This is a genomic window from Novosphingobium sp. BL-A-41-Hi4A-0G (assembly GCF_055521735.1).
The window spans coordinates 1,848,172-1,865,047 of record NZ_CM145501.1 but is presented as its reverse complement, the minus strand read 5'-3'; the positions used below and the strand labels follow the sequence as shown (position 1 = coordinate 1,865,047).

Here is a 16,876-nt window from a genome sequence, read left to right as displayed (position 1 = left end):
GTATTTGATCGGTATAAGTAGGATTAGGCCCCCGTAGTCCGAATACGGCCAGAGCGCCCGTGACGCAGTTTTCTGCGGATAGGCTACGGGGTAACCCCATCAACTCCCGCTAAAATTCCACACTGTGAGCTTTCGAGCGTTGATGTGAGTGTCCAAGTGCCAAGCTCCATGACCCGACTTATCAAGAATGCGGTCCGCAAGAGGGCCTTTTTCCGTCTTGTGAATTAAGCCGTTTCTCTTAGCCGCGATACCGCCAAGTATCACGTCTGCCATTTGGATTATGCCCGATACGTGCGACGGCATTGATTGCAGGCTGCGGATGCAGTTGGGACGTGTCTTGTGCTGGTGATAGGCTTTCGCGCACAGTTCGTTACGCATCTCGCAAATGTCTTTTGAGTCACTGCCGCCATCTAGACGAACGTGGATATGCCTGGTTTTCCCATAGAACCGCGCGGGGCGATGCAGGAGCAATTGAAAATACATTCTGTTGACGCTCGTATCCCGGTTTTGACCGGGCTTGGCTTTGTGCCGATATCCTTTGAACGGAGCAATGATCACGTGCAGGGCTGCATTACCGTTCCTTACCAATTCGAACGCATAATCGACCAATGCCTCGTACCCGGCACGGCTTGCCCCACCTGAATACTCAGACCAGTGGAACTCACTCACACCGGCTATTTCTCGTAGAGTGGCGACTTTCTGTTCGATTTCCTGTATGCGGTGAGACGAAACGGCAAAACCGCCTGCCACCATGAAATCATGGCCCTTGCTGCTGGCGTCGCCAAAGAACGTAACGGGTGGCTGTGAACCGCCCCGGCTTTCCCGGAGGCATTTTCAATTGAGTCATGCGACCATATCGAGGGTCTCGTTGGCCGCATAGTAGTTGGCTTCGGCTTCGGCGGGTGGGATGTGCCCGATGGGTCCGAACAGGCGGTGATTGTTGAACCAGTCCACCCAGCGCAGCGTTGCCATTTCCACGGCCGATGCGCTCGGCCATGAGCGCTGCCGCCAGATGACCTCGGCCTTATAGAGACCGTTGATGGTCTCGGCCAAGGCGTTGTCATAGCTGTCGCCGACGCTGCCCACAGACGGCACGAGGTTGGCTTCGGCCAGACGCTGCGTGTAGTTCATCGCCAGGTATTGAACGCCCCTGTCGCTGTGGTGGATCAAGCCATCATCTGGACTTGGCCTGCGGGCATGGATCGCCTGCTCCAGGGCATCCAGTACGAAGCCCGCCGTGGCGCTGGTGCTGACCTTCCAGCCCACAATCCGGCGGGCGAAGGCATCGATCACGAACGCGACATAGACGAACCCGGCCCAGGTATGGACGTAGGTGAAGTCGACCACCCACAGCGCATTGGGCCGGCTGACGCGGAACTCGCGGTTGACCTTGTCCAGCGGGCACGGTGCCTTGGGGTTGCTGATGGTCGTCACCGTCGTCTTGCCCCGGCGCACGCCTGCCAGGCCCATGGTGCGCATCAGCCGCTCGACGGTGCACTTGGCCACCTTGATCCCCTCGCGGCGCATCTGGTGCCAGACCTTGCGGGCACCATAGAGGCCAAAGCTGTTCTCGTGGACGCGCTTGATCGCCTCGCGCATCTCGTCATCGCGCCGGACACGGGCGGGGCGCCTGCCGGGATCGGCAAGGCGGGCGGCATATTCGTGGTAGGAGGAAGGGGCGATTGCCAGTTCCCGGCAGATCGGCTCGATACCCAATTCCTTCCGGTGAGCGTCGATGAACGACATCACCATTTGCCGTGGCGGTCGAGCTCCGCCTGCGCAAAATATGCCGAGGCTTTGCGAAGGATCTCGTTGGCCCGGCGCAGTTCCTTGACCTCGCGCTCCAGGGCCTTGACCCGATCACGATCACTGACAGCCTGCGCCGCTGGCCCTGCTCGTCGGCTCGCCTCCTCACGGCACCAGCGGCGCAGTGTCTCGGTCGTGCAGCCAACCTTCCCGGCGATCGACGTCATCGCCGCCCACTCCGACGGGTAATCTCCCCGGTGCTCCTCCACCATCCGCACCGCACGGTCGCGAAACTCAGGCGAGAACTTGTTCCTTGTAGCGCTCATCGTGGCTCCTTCTCACAGATAGGAGCCTCCGGGAAAGCCGGGGCGGTTCAAAAGCTGGTGGTACCCGCTGACCGAGCGTGTGATCCGTCGTCCTAATGGTCGATCGCGCATGGTCATGGGGGAACATCATCCCGACCCGATTGCAGAGGCCATCCGTTGGAATATCTGTGAGGCGGAACTGGTTCAGGCGCTGGGACGGGGCCGGGGTGTCAACCGCACCGCCGAGAGCCCTCTTCAGGTCGATCTGCTGACGGATATCGTCCTGCCCATCACCGCAGACGAGGTGATCGACTGGGCTGACCTTGTTCCCAGCCGCACCGACATGATGGCGGTGCGCGGGGCAGTTCTCGACAACGCCGCGGACCGGGCGAAGTGCTTCCCCGACCTGTGGCCAAACTACGAGGCGGCGCGGAAGGACGGGCAGAGGACCGGGACAAATTGCTATTATAGGATCTTCTATAATAGCGAAATGTCCCGCTCCTCGGCTGCGGTGACCTACCGGCCTGAGGGATCCGGTCAGAAGGTCCGGACCGCGATGTTCAACCTGAATTTGATCCCAGACCCTGCGGCGTGGCTCACCGAGCGGCTGGGAGCATTAGCCGACTGCGAAGTGGTGACAGGCGCGGAGTTGGTGGCCTGACTGGCGGGAATTTCCGCGCCCCCGGGGGGGGAGGGTAAAACTATAAAGGGTTCGAGGGGGAAACCGCCTCCGATCCAAAATTCACGCAACCGCGAATTAGCGACCGGGGGTCGAAAATACGAAATGGCTTAAATACAGCCACTTGAATCAGATGACGCGTCTGATTTTGTGCACAAATTGCAATGCGTGTGTTGAGGGCGGGTGAGCCCGTTACGGCCCGGCTCGCCGCCCAGCGGCAAGTCATATCAACTGAAAACACGGGCCACATTATCCATGCCTTCAAGTAAACCTGTACGTCGTAAGTCCTCGGTCTCCGCCAAACCAACGACCGCCATCACCACCGGCCGACGGCGCGGTCAAAAGCCGGCTCCCATTGTCGAATACCCCAAGCCATTGTTCACGGACTGGATCGAACCCGGCACCTTTAACGAATCCCTCGCGCTCCACATGCGCCGCCATGGCGACACCTATTGGGGGCTATGGCGTGCTCTCATTCGCCCGGGAGAAACCTTCGACCGGACCACGATCCAATCCTGGACGGCCGGTCGCAGAGCCCCGCGCAGTGCCAAGAGCTTCGAGATGCTTTCTCGAATCGAGGATCGCTACCGGCTACCAACTGGCCATTTTCGTGCATTGCTTCCGCACCCGGCCCGAGCCGTGTCCGGGCACAAGCTGATCGGGATCGCGCCGGCTGAACAGCGCCGTTTGGCCTGGCACCTGCCGGACGATTTCAATAGCCGCTCAGCGAGGGAGCGCCGCGAGATCGTCGAATGGGTGCGCACTCATATCATCACCGGATCGACCGAATATCGGCGGTTCCAAGCCGAGGCGATGAAGCATCGTTATGCCATCCGCTTTCCGGCCATCACGGGCCGTAAGCGCAGCCCCATGCCTGCGTCCGAGGCAGTCGCTGACGAAGACCCCGAGGCGTTGTCTGCAGCCTATGATGCACCACCACGCCTGAATGATGAAATGCAACGACTGGTCTCCTTCAAGACAGCGACACTGACCGAGATTGGCTACCAGCGGAACGGGGTGTGGGGTGAAGAAACCTCGGCCCAGAAGATCGAGCATCTTGGCCTGATGTTTGGGGCATTGGCTGCTGCTCCCAAGGGCGTAATTGCCGGCTTCGGTGTGGCGCTTTCCGATCTGACCTTTGGGCTTCTGGTCTTCCCGACAGTCTGGGACTGGTATGTGCAGTGGCGTGAACGGCGCCGCGGGTTTTACACGCGCTGGGAAGTCGACATGCTTCGCCTCGGGGTTGCTCTGACGCGGGCCGATACCGGCTGGATACGGCAGATGCCCCATCTGGCGGATCGCTTGCGGCCGATCCCTAATCTGGTGTCTGAGGCTGATATCGAACTGGCCCAGTCGGATTGGGCAGCTGCCTGTGACGCGATGTATGCGCACGGCACGGCCCGGGCAAAAGGAGTGGAGCGCGTCGCGCAGGTCCACCGTGACCCGTTCGAGCCGATCCTGCCGATCCTGGAGGCTGACAGCCCAGTTGCCGAATACCGCAAGATCACCGAGGAGATCCTGCGTACTTTGCCTGACGCACGCCGTTATCCGCGGCAGGCTGCCGAGGCGGTTCGGTCATTTCTGATCCTTCGGCTTGGTCTGCACCTGGGGCTGCGGCAGAAAAATCTGCGGCAGTTGATGCTCTGTCCGCGTGGGCAGAACCCACGCACGGAACGCCAGTTGGAGACGATGCGCCGGGGAGAGCTGCGCTGGAGCGACCGGGCGGATGGCTGGGAAGTTCTGATCCCCGCCGCGGCGTTCAAGAATGCAGGATCTTCCTTTTTTGGCGGGCGACCGTTCCGGCTGGTTTTGCCTGATCTGGGCGGCCTCTATCGATACCTCGATGCCTATATCCGAACCCATCGCCACCAGCTTCTGATCGACGCGCCCGATCCCGGAACGCTGTTCGTGAAGACGGTGAAGATCACCAGCCAGGATGACTCCTACGACCAGAACGCCTTTTACGAGGCCTGGCGACTAGCGATCCAGCGTTACGGTATCTGGAACCCGTACACCGGTCGCGGCGTGATTAAGGGGCTATTGCCGCATGGGCCCCATAATGTGCGCGACGTGCTTGCGACACATATCCTTAAGCAGACTGGGTCCTACGAACAAGCGAGCTACGCTATTCAGGACACGCCTGAGGTGGTGGCCAAGCATTATGGCAGGTTCTTGCCGCAGGATAAGGCTGCGCTGGCGGCGGAAATTCTTAACCGAGTTTGGTTGGCCGCTTAGTGCAAGCGGGCTGAGGTCTGCCACTCGACCTCAGTCCGTTTCGGCCACCTATACCCACGGGCAATTGCCGATATACTGCGTTCATGACCAAGGCCGACGAAAAGCGCATTGCCGCCATGATGGCGAAGACGCTCGCCATGATGTGCGTCCGCAATACCGGGCTTGAAACCCTTCATTCCGGCATCGTCCCGGTCACTCATGCCGGCGACTACTCCGACGTTCGCGTCATTGACGCTGATGGGCGTGAAATTGCCTGGAACTGCGCCGCTCACCTCGACCAGGGCCAGATGCGTGCCCTGATGATGCAAATCGTGAACAGGATCTATACATATCACCTGCTGATCGATGATTATGAGTTCCAGAATAGTCTCGATCGTTGGGGCAGGCTCACGGAAAAATGGCATGAGCCGGAGATGGATCAGGCCTTCATTGGCAGTGTCACTGGACAAGCAGTGTGAGGCTACCGCGTCCGCAAAACTCTTTAGATGGCTACCTTGGAAGGATATGCCTTCAATTCAGCCGGATCGTCCTTCGCAGTGATGAAGATCCCATCGACGACCTGCTGCCCTACAATTGGACCGACATCCGCTCTCCCCAAAAACCTGCCATCAAACAAGCCACCCAAACACAGCACGTGGGGGCTTTTGCGTTTACCCATCATTGGATGTTCATTTCGAATTGCGAATGGCATCATTCGGCCTCCCACTTACTTCAATCTGAGGGCTGCCTGATTATCAAGAAACCACTGATAGGTTTGCTCAATCCCGTTCCGAAGCGGTATTCGCGCCGTCCAACCCATCGCAGTCAGGCGCTTTACTTCCATCAGCTTGCGCGCAGTGCCGTCGGGTTTTGTCGCGTCGAACACGATGCGCCCCTTGAACCCTGTCACCTCTGCGAGCATCGTGGCCAGCTCTGCGATCGAGACATCGGCACCGCAACCAACATTGATATGGCTAAGCATCGGCTGGGTATTTGCACGATAGGTGTTATAGTCGAGATGCATTACGAAGAGTGAGGCCTCGGCCATGTCGTCGACGTGAAGAAATTCGCGCCTTGGCCTGCCCGTTCCCCAGATGGCCACTTCTTCCTGCCCCGTCTCGACAGCGTCATGAAAACGACGGAGCAAGGCGGGGAGGACATGCGAGTTCTCGTAGTGAAAGTTGTCGCCGGGTCCGTAGAGGTTGGTAGGCATCACGCTGCGGTAGTCCGTACCATATTGCCGATTGTAACTCTCGCACAGCTTGATGCCAGCGATCTTGGCGATGGCGTATGGTTCGTTGGTTGGCTCCAGCACACCCGTAAGCAGCGCCTCTTCCGCCATCGGCTGCGCCGCATCGAGCGGATAAATGCATGAAGATCCGAGAAAGAGGAGCCGCCGAACTCCGGCCCTAAAGGCCTGATGGATGACGTTGCACTCCATCATCAGATTTTCATATATGAATTCAGCGGGGTAGGTGTCGTTGGCAAGAATGCCGCCCACCCTCGCGGCCGCCAGAATGACGGCGTCTGGCTTCTCAGAGGCCATGAAGTCGCGGACGGCGATCTGGCTGGTCAAGTCAAGTTCGGCGCGCGTGCGGACAATCAGGGTCGCCCCCTCAGCCTCTAGCCTCCTCGCGATGGCAGACCCAACCATGCCGCGGTGTCCGGCGACGTAGATGCGCATTGCCTGCCTCCCCTCAATTCTCGGAGGCCAAGGGCGCCGTAAATCCATGCGCCTTCAGCAGCGCGTGGCTCCGGGCAGTCTCGAGATCTGCGGCAACCATTTCCGCGCACATCTCCCGGGCGGTGATCTCAGGGACCCATCCCAGCCTCTCCCGCGCCTTCGTCGGGTCGCCCAGCAGGGTCTCGACCTCGGCAGGCCGGAAGTAGCGCGGGTCGATCCGGACGACGACGTCCCCCGGCTTCAGGGCCGTCGAGATGTTGCCGCTGACGGTCTCGACGACGCCGCGCTCCTCGAGGCCCTCGCCCTCGAAGCTCAGCGTAATTCCAAGATCCTCCGCGGCCCAGGTAATGAATTCGCGGACGGAGTATTGGAGGCCCGTCGCGATGACAAAATCCTCTGGCGCATCCTGCTGCAGCATCATCCACTGCATGCGGACGTAGTCCTTGGCGTGGCCCCAGTCGCGCAGGGCGTCGATATTGCCCATGTATAGGCAGCTCTCGAGGCCCTGGCTGATGTTGGCCAGGCCCCGGGTAATCTTGCGCGTGACGAAGGTCTCGCCGCGGCGCGGGCTCTCGTGATTGAAGAGAATGCCGTTACAGGCGTAAATACCGTAGGCTTCGCGATAATTCACGGCAATCCAGTAGGCGTAGAGCTTGGCGACGGCGTAGGGCGAGCGCGGGTGGAAGGGCGTCGTCTCGCGCTGTGGGCTCTCCTGGATCAAGCCGTAGAGCTCCGAGGTCGAGGCTTGGTAGAAGCGCGTCTTCTTCTCGAGGCCGAGAAAGCGGATCGCCTCGAGCAGGCGCAGCGTGCCGATCGCGTCGACGTCGGCGGTGTATTCCGGCGCCTCAAAACTTACCGCGACGTGGCTCTGCGCGCCGAGATTGTAAATCTCGTCGGGCTGCACTTCCTGGAGGATGCGCGTCAGGTTCGACGTGTCAGTGAGGTCCCCATAGTGCAGCTTGAGCTTCGGGTGGGGGGTGTGGGGATCCTCGTAAATATGGTCGATGCGCTGCGTGTTGAAGGACGAGGCGCGGCGCTTGATGCCGTGAACCTCGTAGCCCTTGGCGAGCAGAAATTCGGCGAGGTAGGACCCGTCCTGTCCCGTTATGCCGGTGATGAGTGCACTCTTGTTCATGTGCTGCGCCTTCGGGGTCGAATGATGAACTGGTTGAGTTTAGAAATGTTCTTCAGCGCAAGGGTCCCGAGGCCGCCAATCTCGTTCCTGCGCAGGGCCTCAAGGTCCTCCCGGCTCTTGAGCAGGATGCGCTCGAGTGAGCGGTTACTTTCGCCTCCCAGGCGCATCTTGACAAGAACCTCGGGGATGTATGTCGCGCGAATGCCGCCGCGGCCGAACCAGCGCAGGATGGCGTCGTAGTCGGCCGCGATGCGATATCGCAGATCATAAGCCCCGTGGGCTTCAACCACCCGGCGCCTGATAAACAGCGCCGGGTGTGGCGGCATCCACCCCCGCCTCAGATTATCATGCCTGAAACTCCCCGCACGCCAATGCCGGATAATACGGTCGGGATTGTCTGCCGAAACATAATCGAGGTCGCCATAAACTGCGTCGATTGCGGGGTCTTCGAAGGCTCCCGCCACGCGCTCCAGAACGCGGTCATGGGCAAGAAAGTCGTCTGAGTGCACCACACCGAGAATATCGCCGCGCGCCAAGCCTATTCCCTTGTTGAGGGCATCATAGATCCCCCTGTCGGGCTCGCTGATAAGGCGCAGCGAATGCGTGCGACGGCGTGAGACCTCCTCAAGCGTACCGTCTGTAGACTGCCCATCGATAATGAGGTGTTCAGTGTCAGCAAAAGTTTGCCGCTGAACGGTATCGATGGCGCGCGCAATGTAGCTGGCTCTATTGAATACGGCGGTGATGATGGAAATCGTCATTACTAAATGGTCCAGTGCAGAGTTTTGTCACGAAGGCAATCGTCTTTGTTTTTGGCGGTGTGGGGGGGTGAGATTGGTTATTTGAAAGGCAAGCCTGCCAACTAGCAGCTGTATCCATCAAGCGCCTTCAGGGCCCTGAGCCGCCCCCGCTTTCCCTGCGACAGACCCTCCAATCATAAAGATGCCCAAACAGTGCTAGGACATTTGGATCCTGGCGGTGAGCGCCCGTGCCGAGACCTGTCTAAGTCTCAACCGAGCCAGCGCCAGACGGCCTGCGCCGATGCCGGCGAAGAGCACCACAAAATTCAGCGTCAAGATAAAAAAGCTCTGCACCACAACAAACAGCAGTGCGAGACACACGAAGGTTTCCCCCTGCTTGCGCAGAGCAAGGATCAGCAAAAAGATCGCGCCATAAAATGCTGCCGTCGCGATCCCGCCAAAGTCGTACACCAACTCAAGGGCGTTAGAGTTGAGGGGCAGCAGCGTACCATATTCGCTGATCCCCGCAACGAAGCCGTATGTGTTAGAGAGGGTCTGAAAATACTGCCCGAGGCCCACGCCGAAGAGCCATGCCTCCGGGTGGTTGCCCAAGTAATCCCAAGCAAAAAATTCCTGCCGATAGACTTGCCGCCCATCCAGGCCGACCTCGAATTCCCGGCTGCGGCGACCGAAGCCTTCCTGGATGGCATCGAAGAGCCCAAGCTCTGGAAAAAGGGTCTGGACGGCGACGAACAGCAGTCCGAGGCCAAAGATATAAGTCGCCGATCGGGACGGATATAAGAACGATGCGGCCAGGGCAAAGCACATGATCGCGACGAAGTAAGAGGTCGCAAATGTTAAGATCGACATCACTAGGATCCCCGCACCTGTGCATTTCAACCAGAGCGCGCGCTGCGGCCGGAGCTGGGCCAAAAACAGGCAGGCCAACGCACAGACAAACATCACGTAGCCCAAGCGCTTGGGTTCGCTGGCCAGGCTGTTAATGCGGAAGAAACTGCCTTCAAATGCCGCCTGCGTTCCGTCAACGCCACGCAGGATGCCACGGAAGGGTAGGCCGGTATAGATTGCAACAATCTGGTAGAGCCCATAGACCGACAGCGCGATGCCCAGCAGCACCAGCCCCTTCAGGAACAGCTCGTAGCTACCTTCTCTGCGCGCCATCTCGTAGGTGAAGGACATGACCGCGAAAACACCGACGTAGTAGAGGATGCGGAGGGCCACTCGGGGCCCGTCCTGCCCCAGTAGCAAACTATAGAAAGCCGAGGCGACGAATACGACTAGCAAGAAGAGCAGGACCGGCTTTGCTGGACCGTATGCCTGGAGTTGCCCCTTCAACAACGCCCGCCCTGCCAGCAGCAGCGGAACTGTCTGCGACAGTGTTAGCAGCGTTACGACGGGAATGAAGAAGTAAAGCACAAGCATGGACGGCAGCCAAGCCATCAGCCTTATCGGCTTAGTGCAAAGGAAATAACCCGCCAAGGCCGTCCCCAGCAGGACGACAAGCGGATCTAGGAGGGTGTATCCGAACGGCACGTGTCAGCGTCCTGCATCTAGAGTGTGATCCTGCCCGGCCAGTGCGAAAATCGCAGGAAATAGATCGTGCAGCCGGCGCGCGACAAGACGCGCTCCCGCCCGTGAAAAATGCACCCGATCAGTGGTAAGGAGAATACCTGCCTCGTCGGCTACGCGCACGGTCGCGCCGCCGTCCTCGGACAGAACCGACAGGAGATCGACGTAGCGCGAACCAATCTGCGTCTTCTGTTTTTCATTGATCTGCCGGACCCTGTCGCTGATCCGCAGCCGGGCTGCGCTGCGTGCCTCTGCCGGCAACCGCAGCAGCGGGTTTAGGTTCTCGCCGAATTCCTTTGGTCCGACGAAGAAGACTGGCACCCCTTCCCGACGGGCAACGGAGAGGGTCTCATTGACGCAGTTTTCGGGGTAGGAGCCGCTGGCGAAGACCAGCATATCCAGCCGGGCCACCAGGGCGCGCTCGGTGTCGGACCAGTCCGCGGCGCAGACAGACAGATCGTCGCGGTAGAGTAGTGAGAGGTTTTGGCCGAGTCCCGTCTCCAGCAGCACGTTTGAGAAGTCGCGGGCAAAGCTGTTGCCGGCCAAGAGCACGGCAGGCCTTTCGGCACCCTCGGGGATTTCGCGGGGCAGCAGGGCGCGGACGCGCTCGTTGTAGGTGATGGAAACCCCCGCGTACCCCTCGTCTACCGGATAGTTTAGCCGCTGCGGAAACCCTGCAGTTAGGTGCATGGCCAAGCCGATGCAGACCGTTAGCGCTATGCCGCCCCCCGCAAAGGTCCAAAACGTGCCCGGTCCGATCCGACGGGCTGAGCGGAATGGCTTCTCGACGAAACGCCAAGTTAGCACCGCCAGCACGAACGCCAGCGCGATCCCAAAGGCAATCATCCCCCCTCCGGGAGGTTTCGGCAGATCGACACGCAAGAAGGCAAAGACCGGTTGGTGCCACAAGTAGAGGCTGTAGCTGACAAGACCCACAAAGATCACCGGGCGGCGGGTGAAGACCCAAGCCACCATGCTGTCGGCGCGCGCCCATAGGAGGTAGAGCGCGGTACCTAGCGTGGCCAACACCAGCCTCACCGCCATCGACATGCTGAGCCATGGGACCAGCGAAGCAAGCACCATCGCCAGTCCCAGCCCCGCCATGCCCGGCCGTCCGCTTAAGCTCGAGCCCGAGCGCCCAGCGATCAGCCCAGCGATGCCGCCAGCCAGCAGTTGCCAGGCCCGGGTGTGTAACAGGTAGAAGGCCCCCGCCGGATCGGTCTGCAGTGCCGACATCATCAGCGCGAAGGACAGCGCTGCCACGGCCGCGAGCAGGGCGTAGCAGCCCCGCATCGGCAGGCGCAGAGCAAAAACCAGAAGCATGGGATAGAGGATGTAGAACTGCTCCTCGACCCCTAGCGACCAGGTATGAAGCAGCGGCTTGTAATCCGAAGCTAGGTCCCAGTAGCCTGCGGTCAGCCAGAGCAGGATGTTGTTGGCCGAAAAGACCGTCGCAACCAACGACTGGCCGAAGTTCTCCAGCGGGTCGGGCAACATAAGGAACCAGGCGAAGGGAATGCAGGCCAGCATGATGACCACCAGCGCCGGCAGGATGCGGCGGGCCCGGCGCATCATAAAGCGGGTGTAGGAAAACTCCGTCTCCGCCTGTTCGCGAACGATGATCGAGGTGATTAAGAATCCCGAGATGACAAAGAAGATGTCGACCCCAACAAAGCCGTTCTGAAAGCCTGGAACACCTGCGTGGAACAGCACCACCGTGGCCACCGCCAGTGCGCGGAAGCCGTCGATCTCTGGACGGTAGGACAGGCTCATCGCGTGCTCGAGCTGGCTGTCGGGCGGGTGTTCGTGCTGCCATCGGCGCGGTGGATAGTGCCCCCCGCCAATCGCCCGCTTCCTAGCACGGTCATAGCTAGAACCGCGCCGTCCTCCATCTCGCAGCCAGGCGCCAGCGTGGCGCGAGCCCCCACCCAGCAGCCGCGGCCAACGGTGATGGGCCGCGTAACCAGGCCAAACCGTGGATCGCTCCAATCATGGCTGCCGGTGCAGAGGTAGGTCTCTTGCGAAATGCAACTTTGCGATCCGATCGTCACTTTTGCTAAGTTGTCAATCCAGACCCATTCGCCGATCCAGACATGATCGCCCAACTCCAGCCGCCAGGGAAACTTGATCGTGACATGGGGCTTGATAACCACGCCGCGCCCGATTTTTGCCCCAAATGCACGTAGGATCGCTACGCGCCAGCCAGAGCCTGGAAGCCAGCTCGAGACCAACATGCCTGACAGGGTCAGCCATACTAGTTCCGTCAGCCGTGATGCTCCCCGCGAGAAAGAAGCGTTCTCGAAAAGGTCGAGCCTTTGAATGGGTTCAGACATCGACGCAATCCGGTTTCGCCGCTTTGCCAGCGGCCCAAAGATACACGTCGCGCATCTGATCGGCTACTTTCGCCATCGCAAAATTACGTTGCACCCAAACGCGTCCACGCCGGCCCATAGCTGCGAGCGTCTGCGAGGGCAAGGACATGGCGGCGCGCATTGTTTCGATCAGTAAGGTCTGGTCGAGGTTGATCCACCATCCGCAGTCTTGTGTTTCAAGCCCTGCCCAGGGCGCGTTCCGAGTGGTGATGACCGGCGTTTCCTGTGCCAGCGCCTCGGCCACGACAAGTCCGAAGTTCTCGGCATGGGTGGGGAGCACAAAGAGATCTGCGTCGCGGTAAAGACCCTGTTTTGCTGCCCCATGCGACTGCCCAACGAACCGCACGCGGTCGAGCCGTAGCTTGGCGGCGAGAACCTGCAATTCAGCCTCGTGACCGTTTTCATCGATGCCAGCGATCACGATCTCCCAGCCCGGGAAGTCCGCCTGCAGCACAGCCCAACTTCGTAGGAGGTAATCCACGCCCTTCTTGGGGTGGAGCCGGCTAAGAAATAAAACAGAGCGTAAGGGGCGATCAGTTCGGGGCGCCAGATCAGGAAGGTTCAACCCGTTGGGCACGATCGCGATGGGATTAGTGAGGCCCATGTCGCGGAAATGTTGTGCCTCCATCTCGGCGGTGGCACGCAAGGCGTAGGCGCCGTTCAAATGCGCTGTCTCGAACAAGATCGCAGCCATGCGTTTCTTCCAGGCCGAATTGCGGCGCGCCCAAGGATCAAGCATGCCCCGCGGCGTGACAATGTAAGGTGTCCTATGCCGGCGATGCCTATCGAGGCTAACTTTGGAGGACCACGTCCAAATACCTTGTACATCGACGATATCGGGGTTCAGCCGCTCCAGCGCTCGCGCCATGTCCGGTGCTCGCTGGAGTGCGGCGGGCCCGGAGACCGGAAAGGCTTGCACCCGCTGCCCCCATTTCTGCGCTGCATCCGGATCGGCCGGATCGAGAGTTCCTAGCACGTGACTTTCGACGTCATGAAAGACTTCAAGACCATAGGCCATGCCGGGAACCGACACCGACAATCCTCCCGCCGCAGACGACATCTTCGAGGTAAGTAGGGCGACACGTATAATATGAGACATTTGTGACCTATAAGCGCGCTGTTAGGACAGCATAGCGTTCCATCAAGGCTTCTGCAGCCACTCCCCAGGAAAACTGTGCTCGCACCGATCGTGCTTGCTCGGAGGCGTTGCCCCAGCGATCCTGAGCTACAAAATCTGCTACAGCCTGCGCCAGTGATTTAGGCTCGCTGTGAACCAGCGCCCCGGACGATGCCTCGGCAATGCGCGCGAGTGCACCGGCGGGCGAAGCAATTACCGGGAGCCCCGCCGCGGCCGCATCCAGTGCAGTAATGCAGAAACCCTCCTCGATCGACGGCTGGACGTAAATATGTGCAGAATCGTAAAGTGTGGCCAACTTGTCGATAGGCACGCCCGCGATCATCCGCACCCGATCAGACAGCCCTGTCGCCTCGACCGCTCGGACCACGACGTCATGATAGTTAGGGACACGGCCCGCTGGACCGACCACATCCCACTCAAAGTCTACGCCAGCCTTGTGCAGCATCGCCGCAACCTCGGGGATGAGGTGCTGGCGTTTGTGGGGCGCGAAGCCGCCTGCAGTCAGCAATCTAACACTTGCGCCCGGCTCGGGCCGCCGTGTGCGCGGTGGATTCATCCGCTCTATCAATTCACTCGTAGGGCCGTGGCCGATCACGGTGATACTCTGACCCGGTACGATTTGGGTTAGTAAGTCGCGCACCGGTTCCGATGGCACCACTACCTCATCCCAGCGATGCGCCCGGAGTCGAGTGCGGTTCTTCCACCCGACTAGCTGGAGCCGCGCTTCCTCCTTCAGCCGCATGGGAAGGGCCGCGCCCGGCGCCACCAAACGGCATTCTTGCGGCGGAACGTTGTGAACCGTAGCTACGCAAGGCAATCCGGATCGACGCAACGCCTCGGTGTTCAGCACCTCCATCACGAACACACCGAACACAACGTGCAGAATGTCGGGGGCATCGGTGCCGTCGGCACGTGCCTGCGCCCGATCATTGACCGCAGCACAAAAGGTATAGCGCTGTTCGCGTGTCGGATCGCCTCGCTCCGGATAGCCGGCGTCGATCCAGACCACGGAGTACGGTGGACGCGGCCTCTCGGGCGGCAGCCAGTCCGACGGCGCGGGGCCGGGCACCCACAGCTCGACGTCAACCCCTTGCCGCGCTAGCGCCGACAGCGTCTCGTGCAGATAGCTCACCGTGCCGCCGAGGCGCGGGAAGTAATGTTCGCTGATCGCCAGAAGCTTCATCGTGGTACCGTCATCCCTGCGCGCCACCGACGGGCCGGCCGCGCAGGCTGCGGTACATTCGCACAGCCCACGTTACTGCGCCCGGACCGCCAATGGCCCGCAGCGCCCGCATTGGCAATCGATCGTCAGCGCGATATCCTGGCGAGAGCACGCGGGCGCGCTCCAGCACAGCACGGGCAGCCGCGCGATCCTCTCTCCACCAGGCCAGGGCAATCTTGTCGAGCCGCACCGCGAGCCCGTGGCGGATGGGATCGGGCATCGTGCGCCCGCCATTAGCGAAAGCTGCTTCGACCTTGCCGCAGACCCGCAAGCGCGCCGCCAGCTTCGCTGGGCCAACATCAGAGGAAACGCGGTTTCCTCTGTGACGATGCACGTAGTGATACTGCACCGCGGGAACGGCGAAGAAATGCGCGCCCGACATCAGCACCCGCAGCAACAGGTCGCCGTCCTCGTCGGTTACGAGGCCCTCGTCGTAGCCGCCGAGATCTAGGAGCAGCTGGCGCGGGAATAGCGCTCCACAATGGTGGATGAACGGCCGCTGGAGGAGACGTTCGAGCTGTGCCTCCGCCTCGGTCGGCAAGTCGCGCCAACTGTCGTTGACCGAGGTCGCGCCGGCGGGGAATACGTGTCGCGTGGGCGCGAACGGGATCGCTCCAGCGGGCGCTGCCGTGGCCGCCTCAAGCAGTGCCGACAAATGGCCTCTATCCAGTCTGTCGTCCGCATCGAGAAACTTGACCCAATGCCCTTGAGCCTGACTCAATCCCGCATTGCGCGCTGCGCCTTGGCGGCGGTTTTGTGGTTGCCGGATCACTCGCGCCGGGGTGGAATCGAGCTCGGCATAGACGAGATCGAACCCCGCCCCCGATCCGTCGTCTATCACGATCCACTCGGCATCGGCTTCAGCGTTCTCAGCCATGCTTTGCAGCAGCGTCGCGAAACCTTGCGGACGAAATGCGGGGATGATGACACTAATCTCGGGCATGATGCTAATTGTGGTCTTTAAATGAAGCCTTATGGGTTTCGTTCAACGGGCGCGGCAGCACTTACAAACCACCTTGGCCGTTACCAAGCATACATGATTGGCAGCAGCGGATTGCTCTCGGCGGCGAGGTCGAAATAGCTCGCTTGGTCTTAGAGTGCGAAGAATGTCGAGCTTGTCAATGACACCACCAAGTTCGTCAGCTCTTCGCAGGTCAAGATGAAAATGACGTAGAACATGATATATATGATCCGTGCCGGCTGGATCGCGACCGCGCGCAGCCAGACAAAGTCGGGGAACCTCATCATCTGAAGGGAGATGCGTTCAACTAGGCTTTGAGAGAGTATCCAGCCAATGGGACGGCAACCTTTTCATCCCAGATCTTAACCCTTAGCGGCGAATCGTCAGGCACGAAAACTGCGTCGATCTGGTGAAGCGCAAGATCAGACGGTCGCCGCGATAGGCCGATGAAGTCAAAGAAGCGCATTCCGTTTGCCGTCATGAATTGCATGATTTCGCCGAAATCAGCCCCATCCTTGTAAAGGCTGTTCATTGATGTCTCCACGACCACAGCGGCGAACTTCGTCAGTCGATCCGCCATTCCCTTCAGCACTAGCATTTCGGCGCCCTCCACGTCGATCTTGCAGAACGCGGGCCCCGCGAAGGTTGCGAAACGTTCGTCGAAGCGTTCCACCTGTACTTCGTAGCTGGAAGAGATGTCGGGCGATGTGAGGTCAGTCATCAGACTGGCGTGCTTGATCGTGTCACGCATGTGGATGTGCATCGTGCCTGCTTCGGCACCAAGCGCGATCGGATGCACTTCGGCATCCAGCACCCGCTGCCATTTTTTCATATGTGGCAAGGATTCGCGGGTCGGGTCGATAAGGTGGAATTTCGCCTTCGGAAAGGCATCATAGAGCCAAGGTGTTCCCTCGGCAACGCCTACGTCGAATACGGTCTGGGGAACCTGATCATAGGCCTTGAGTATGGCAGTCAGACGCTCGGGCAAAGGTACGAATCGTTTGTTGGTAAGAACCTGATCCCAAGCGCCCAACACGATATTTACAAGTTTCTTGCCTCGAGAAATTATCTGCATTGTTAGCCTTTCAAA

General features: G+C 60.1%; 15 protein-coding genes, 1 pseudogene and 1 other annotated feature. Of the genes and pseudogenes, 3 read left to right on the top strand and 13 right to left on the bottom strand.

The window, feature by feature from the left end:
• Nucleotides 1-99 precede the first annotated feature (99 nt).
• Nucleotides 100-768 (bottom strand): annotated as a pseudogene (locus ACZ1JX_RS08945) (DUF3800 domain-containing protein); the annotation flags it as partial.
• A 75-nt stretch (nt 769-843) separates the two neighbouring features.
• A protein-coding gene (locus tag ACZ1JX_RS08940) for an IS3 family transposase (protein WP_465123188.1) occupies nt 844-2,072 on the bottom strand; the annotation gives its coding sequence in 2 pieces (ribosomal slippage) (nt 844-1,784 and nt 1,784-2,072; 1,230 coding nt in all).
• Nucleotides 1,677-1,791, bottom strand: a sequence feature (AL1L pseudoknot). Its footprint overlaps the gene before it by 115 nt.
• 109 nt (nt 2,073-2,181) lie before the next feature.
• Between ACZ1JX_RS08940 and ACZ1JX_RS08935 the strand changes: the two genes are divergently transcribed.
• From ACZ1JX_RS08935 to ACZ1JX_RS08925, 3 genes are all read left to right on the top strand, one after another.
• Nucleotides 2,182-2,712, top strand: coding sequence for a hypothetical protein (locus ACZ1JX_RS08935; protein WP_465123216.1), 531 nt, complete (start codon nt 2,182-2,184; stop codon nt 2,710-2,712).
• A 393-nt stretch (nt 2,713-3,105) separates the two neighbouring features.
• On the top strand, nt 3,106-4,965 hold the full coding sequence (locus ACZ1JX_RS08930) for a hypothetical protein (RefSeq protein ID WP_465123215.1): 1,860 nt from the start codon (nt 3,106-3,108) through the stop codon (nt 4,963-4,965).
• A gap of 83 nt (nt 4,966-5,048) precedes the next feature.
• Nucleotides 5,049-5,423, top strand: coding sequence for a hypothetical protein (locus ACZ1JX_RS08925; protein ID WP_465123214.1), 375 nt, complete (start codon nt 5,049-5,051; stop codon nt 5,421-5,423).
• A gap of 23 nt (nt 5,424-5,446) precedes the next feature.
• Here the strand turns inward: ACZ1JX_RS08925 and ACZ1JX_RS08920 are convergent, their stop codons facing one another.
• The 11 genes from ACZ1JX_RS08920 to ACZ1JX_RS08870 form a co-directional block, all read right to left on the bottom strand.
• Nucleotides 5,447-5,659 carry a hypothetical protein gene (locus ACZ1JX_RS08920; RefSeq protein WP_465123213.1) on the bottom strand — a complete coding sequence of 71 codons (213 nt, stop codon included), beginning with the start codon at nt 5,657-5,659 and terminating at the stop codon, nt 5,447-5,449.
• 12 nt (nt 5,660-5,671) lie between these two features.
• Nucleotides 5,672-6,628 carry a GDP-L-fucose synthase gene (gene fcl, locus ACZ1JX_RS08915; protein WP_465123212.1) on the bottom strand — a complete coding sequence of 319 codons (957 nt, stop codon included), beginning with the start codon at nt 6,626-6,628 and terminating at the stop codon, nt 5,672-5,674.
• Nucleotides 6,629-6,641: 13 nt separating this feature from the next.
• On the bottom strand, nt 6,642-7,763 hold the full coding sequence (gene gmd / locus ACZ1JX_RS08910) for a GDP-mannose 4,6-dehydratase (protein ID WP_465123211.1): 1,122 nt from the start codon (nt 7,761-7,763) through the stop codon (nt 6,642-6,644).
• Nucleotides 7,760-8,524 (bottom strand): glycosyltransferase family 2 protein, encoded by a 765-nt coding sequence (locus tag ACZ1JX_RS08905; protein WP_465123210.1) that lies wholly within the window; start codon nt 8,522-8,524, stop codon nt 7,760-7,762. Before ACZ1JX_RS08905 ends, gmd begins: the two co-directional genes overlap by 4 nt.
• A 195-nt stretch (nt 8,525-8,719) precedes the next feature.
• Complete coding sequence (locus tag ACZ1JX_RS08900) at nt 8,720-10,057, bottom strand: hypothetical protein (protein ID WP_465123209.1); 1,338 nt, start codon at nt 10,055-10,057, stop codon at nt 8,720-8,722.
• A 3-nt stretch (nt 10,058-10,060) separates the two neighbouring features.
• Nucleotides 10,061-11,866 (bottom strand): acyltransferase family protein, encoded by a 1,806-nt coding sequence (locus tag ACZ1JX_RS08895; protein ID WP_465123208.1) that lies wholly within the window; start codon nt 11,864-11,866, stop codon nt 10,061-10,063.
• Nucleotides 11,863-12,426 carry a WcaF family extracellular polysaccharide biosynthesis acetyltransferase gene (locus ACZ1JX_RS08890; RefSeq protein ID WP_465123207.1) on the bottom strand — a complete coding sequence of 188 codons (564 nt, stop codon included), beginning with the start codon at nt 12,424-12,426 and terminating at the stop codon, nt 11,863-11,865. The genes ACZ1JX_RS08895 and ACZ1JX_RS08890 overlap by 4 nt, the downstream gene beginning before the upstream one ends.
• Nucleotides 12,419-13,498, bottom strand: a complete 1,080-nt coding sequence (locus tag ACZ1JX_RS08885) for a glycosyltransferase (RefSeq protein ID WP_465123206.1) — start codon at nt 13,496-13,498, stop codon at nt 12,419-12,421. Before ACZ1JX_RS08885 ends, ACZ1JX_RS08890 begins: the two co-directional genes overlap by 8 nt.
• 73 nt (nt 13,499-13,571) lie before the next feature.
• A complete protein-coding gene (locus ACZ1JX_RS08880; protein ID WP_465123205.1) occupies nt 13,572-14,786 on the bottom strand; it encodes a glycosyltransferase family 4 protein in 1,215 nt (404 codons plus the stop codon).
• A gap of 10 nt (nt 14,787-14,796) precedes the next feature.
• Entirely contained in the window at nt 14,797-15,768 is a 972-nt protein-coding gene (locus ACZ1JX_RS08875) for a glycosyltransferase family 2 protein (RefSeq protein WP_465123204.1), read from the bottom strand.
• A gap of 325 nt (nt 15,769-16,093) precedes the next feature.
• Complete coding sequence (locus tag ACZ1JX_RS08870; protein WP_465123203.1) at nt 16,094-16,861, bottom strand: FkbM family methyltransferase; 768 nt, start codon at nt 16,859-16,861, stop codon at nt 16,094-16,096.
• Between the last annotated feature and the right edge of the window lie 15 nt (nt 16,862-16,876).

Coding starts and splice junctions, on each gene's coding strand:
- ACZ1JX_RS08925 (WP_465123214.1), top strand. CDS start 5,049: ATGACCAAGGCCGACGAAAAGCGCATTGCCGCCATGATGGCGAAGACG.
- ACZ1JX_RS08880 (WP_465123205.1), bottom strand. CDS start 14,786: ATGAAGCTTCTGGCGATCAGCGAACATTACTTCCCGCGCCTCGGCGGC.
- gmd (WP_465123211.1), bottom strand. CDS start 7,763: ATGAACAAGAGTGCACTCATCACCGGCATAACGGGACAGGACGGGTCC.
- ACZ1JX_RS08895 (WP_465123208.1), bottom strand. CDS start 11,866: ATGAGCCTGTCCTACCGTCCAGAGATCGACGGCTTCCGCGCACTGGCG.
- ACZ1JX_RS08875 (WP_465123204.1), bottom strand. CDS start 15,768: ATGCCCGAGATTAGTGTCATCATCCCCGCATTTCGTCCGCAAGGTTTC.
- ACZ1JX_RS08935 (WP_465123216.1), top strand. CDS start 2,182: ATGGTCATGGGGGAACATCATCCCGACCCGATTGCAGAGGCCATCCGT.
- ACZ1JX_RS08905 (WP_465123210.1), bottom strand. CDS start 8,524: ATGACGATTTCCATCATCACCGCCGTATTCAATAGAGCCAGCTACATT.
- ACZ1JX_RS08870 (WP_465123203.1), bottom strand. CDS start 16,861: ATGCAGATAATTTCTCGAGGCAAGAAACTTGTAAATATCGTGTTGGGC.
- fcl (WP_465123212.1), bottom strand. CDS start 6,628: ATGCGCATCTACGTCGCCGGACACCGCGGCATGGTTGGGTCTGCCATC.
- ACZ1JX_RS08920 (WP_465123213.1), bottom strand. CDS start 5,659: ATGATGCCATTCGCAATTCGAAATGAACATCCAATGATGGGTAAACGC.
- ACZ1JX_RS08890 (WP_465123207.1), bottom strand. CDS start 12,426: ATGTCTGAACCCATTCAAAGGCTCGACCTTTTCGAGAACGCTTCTTTC.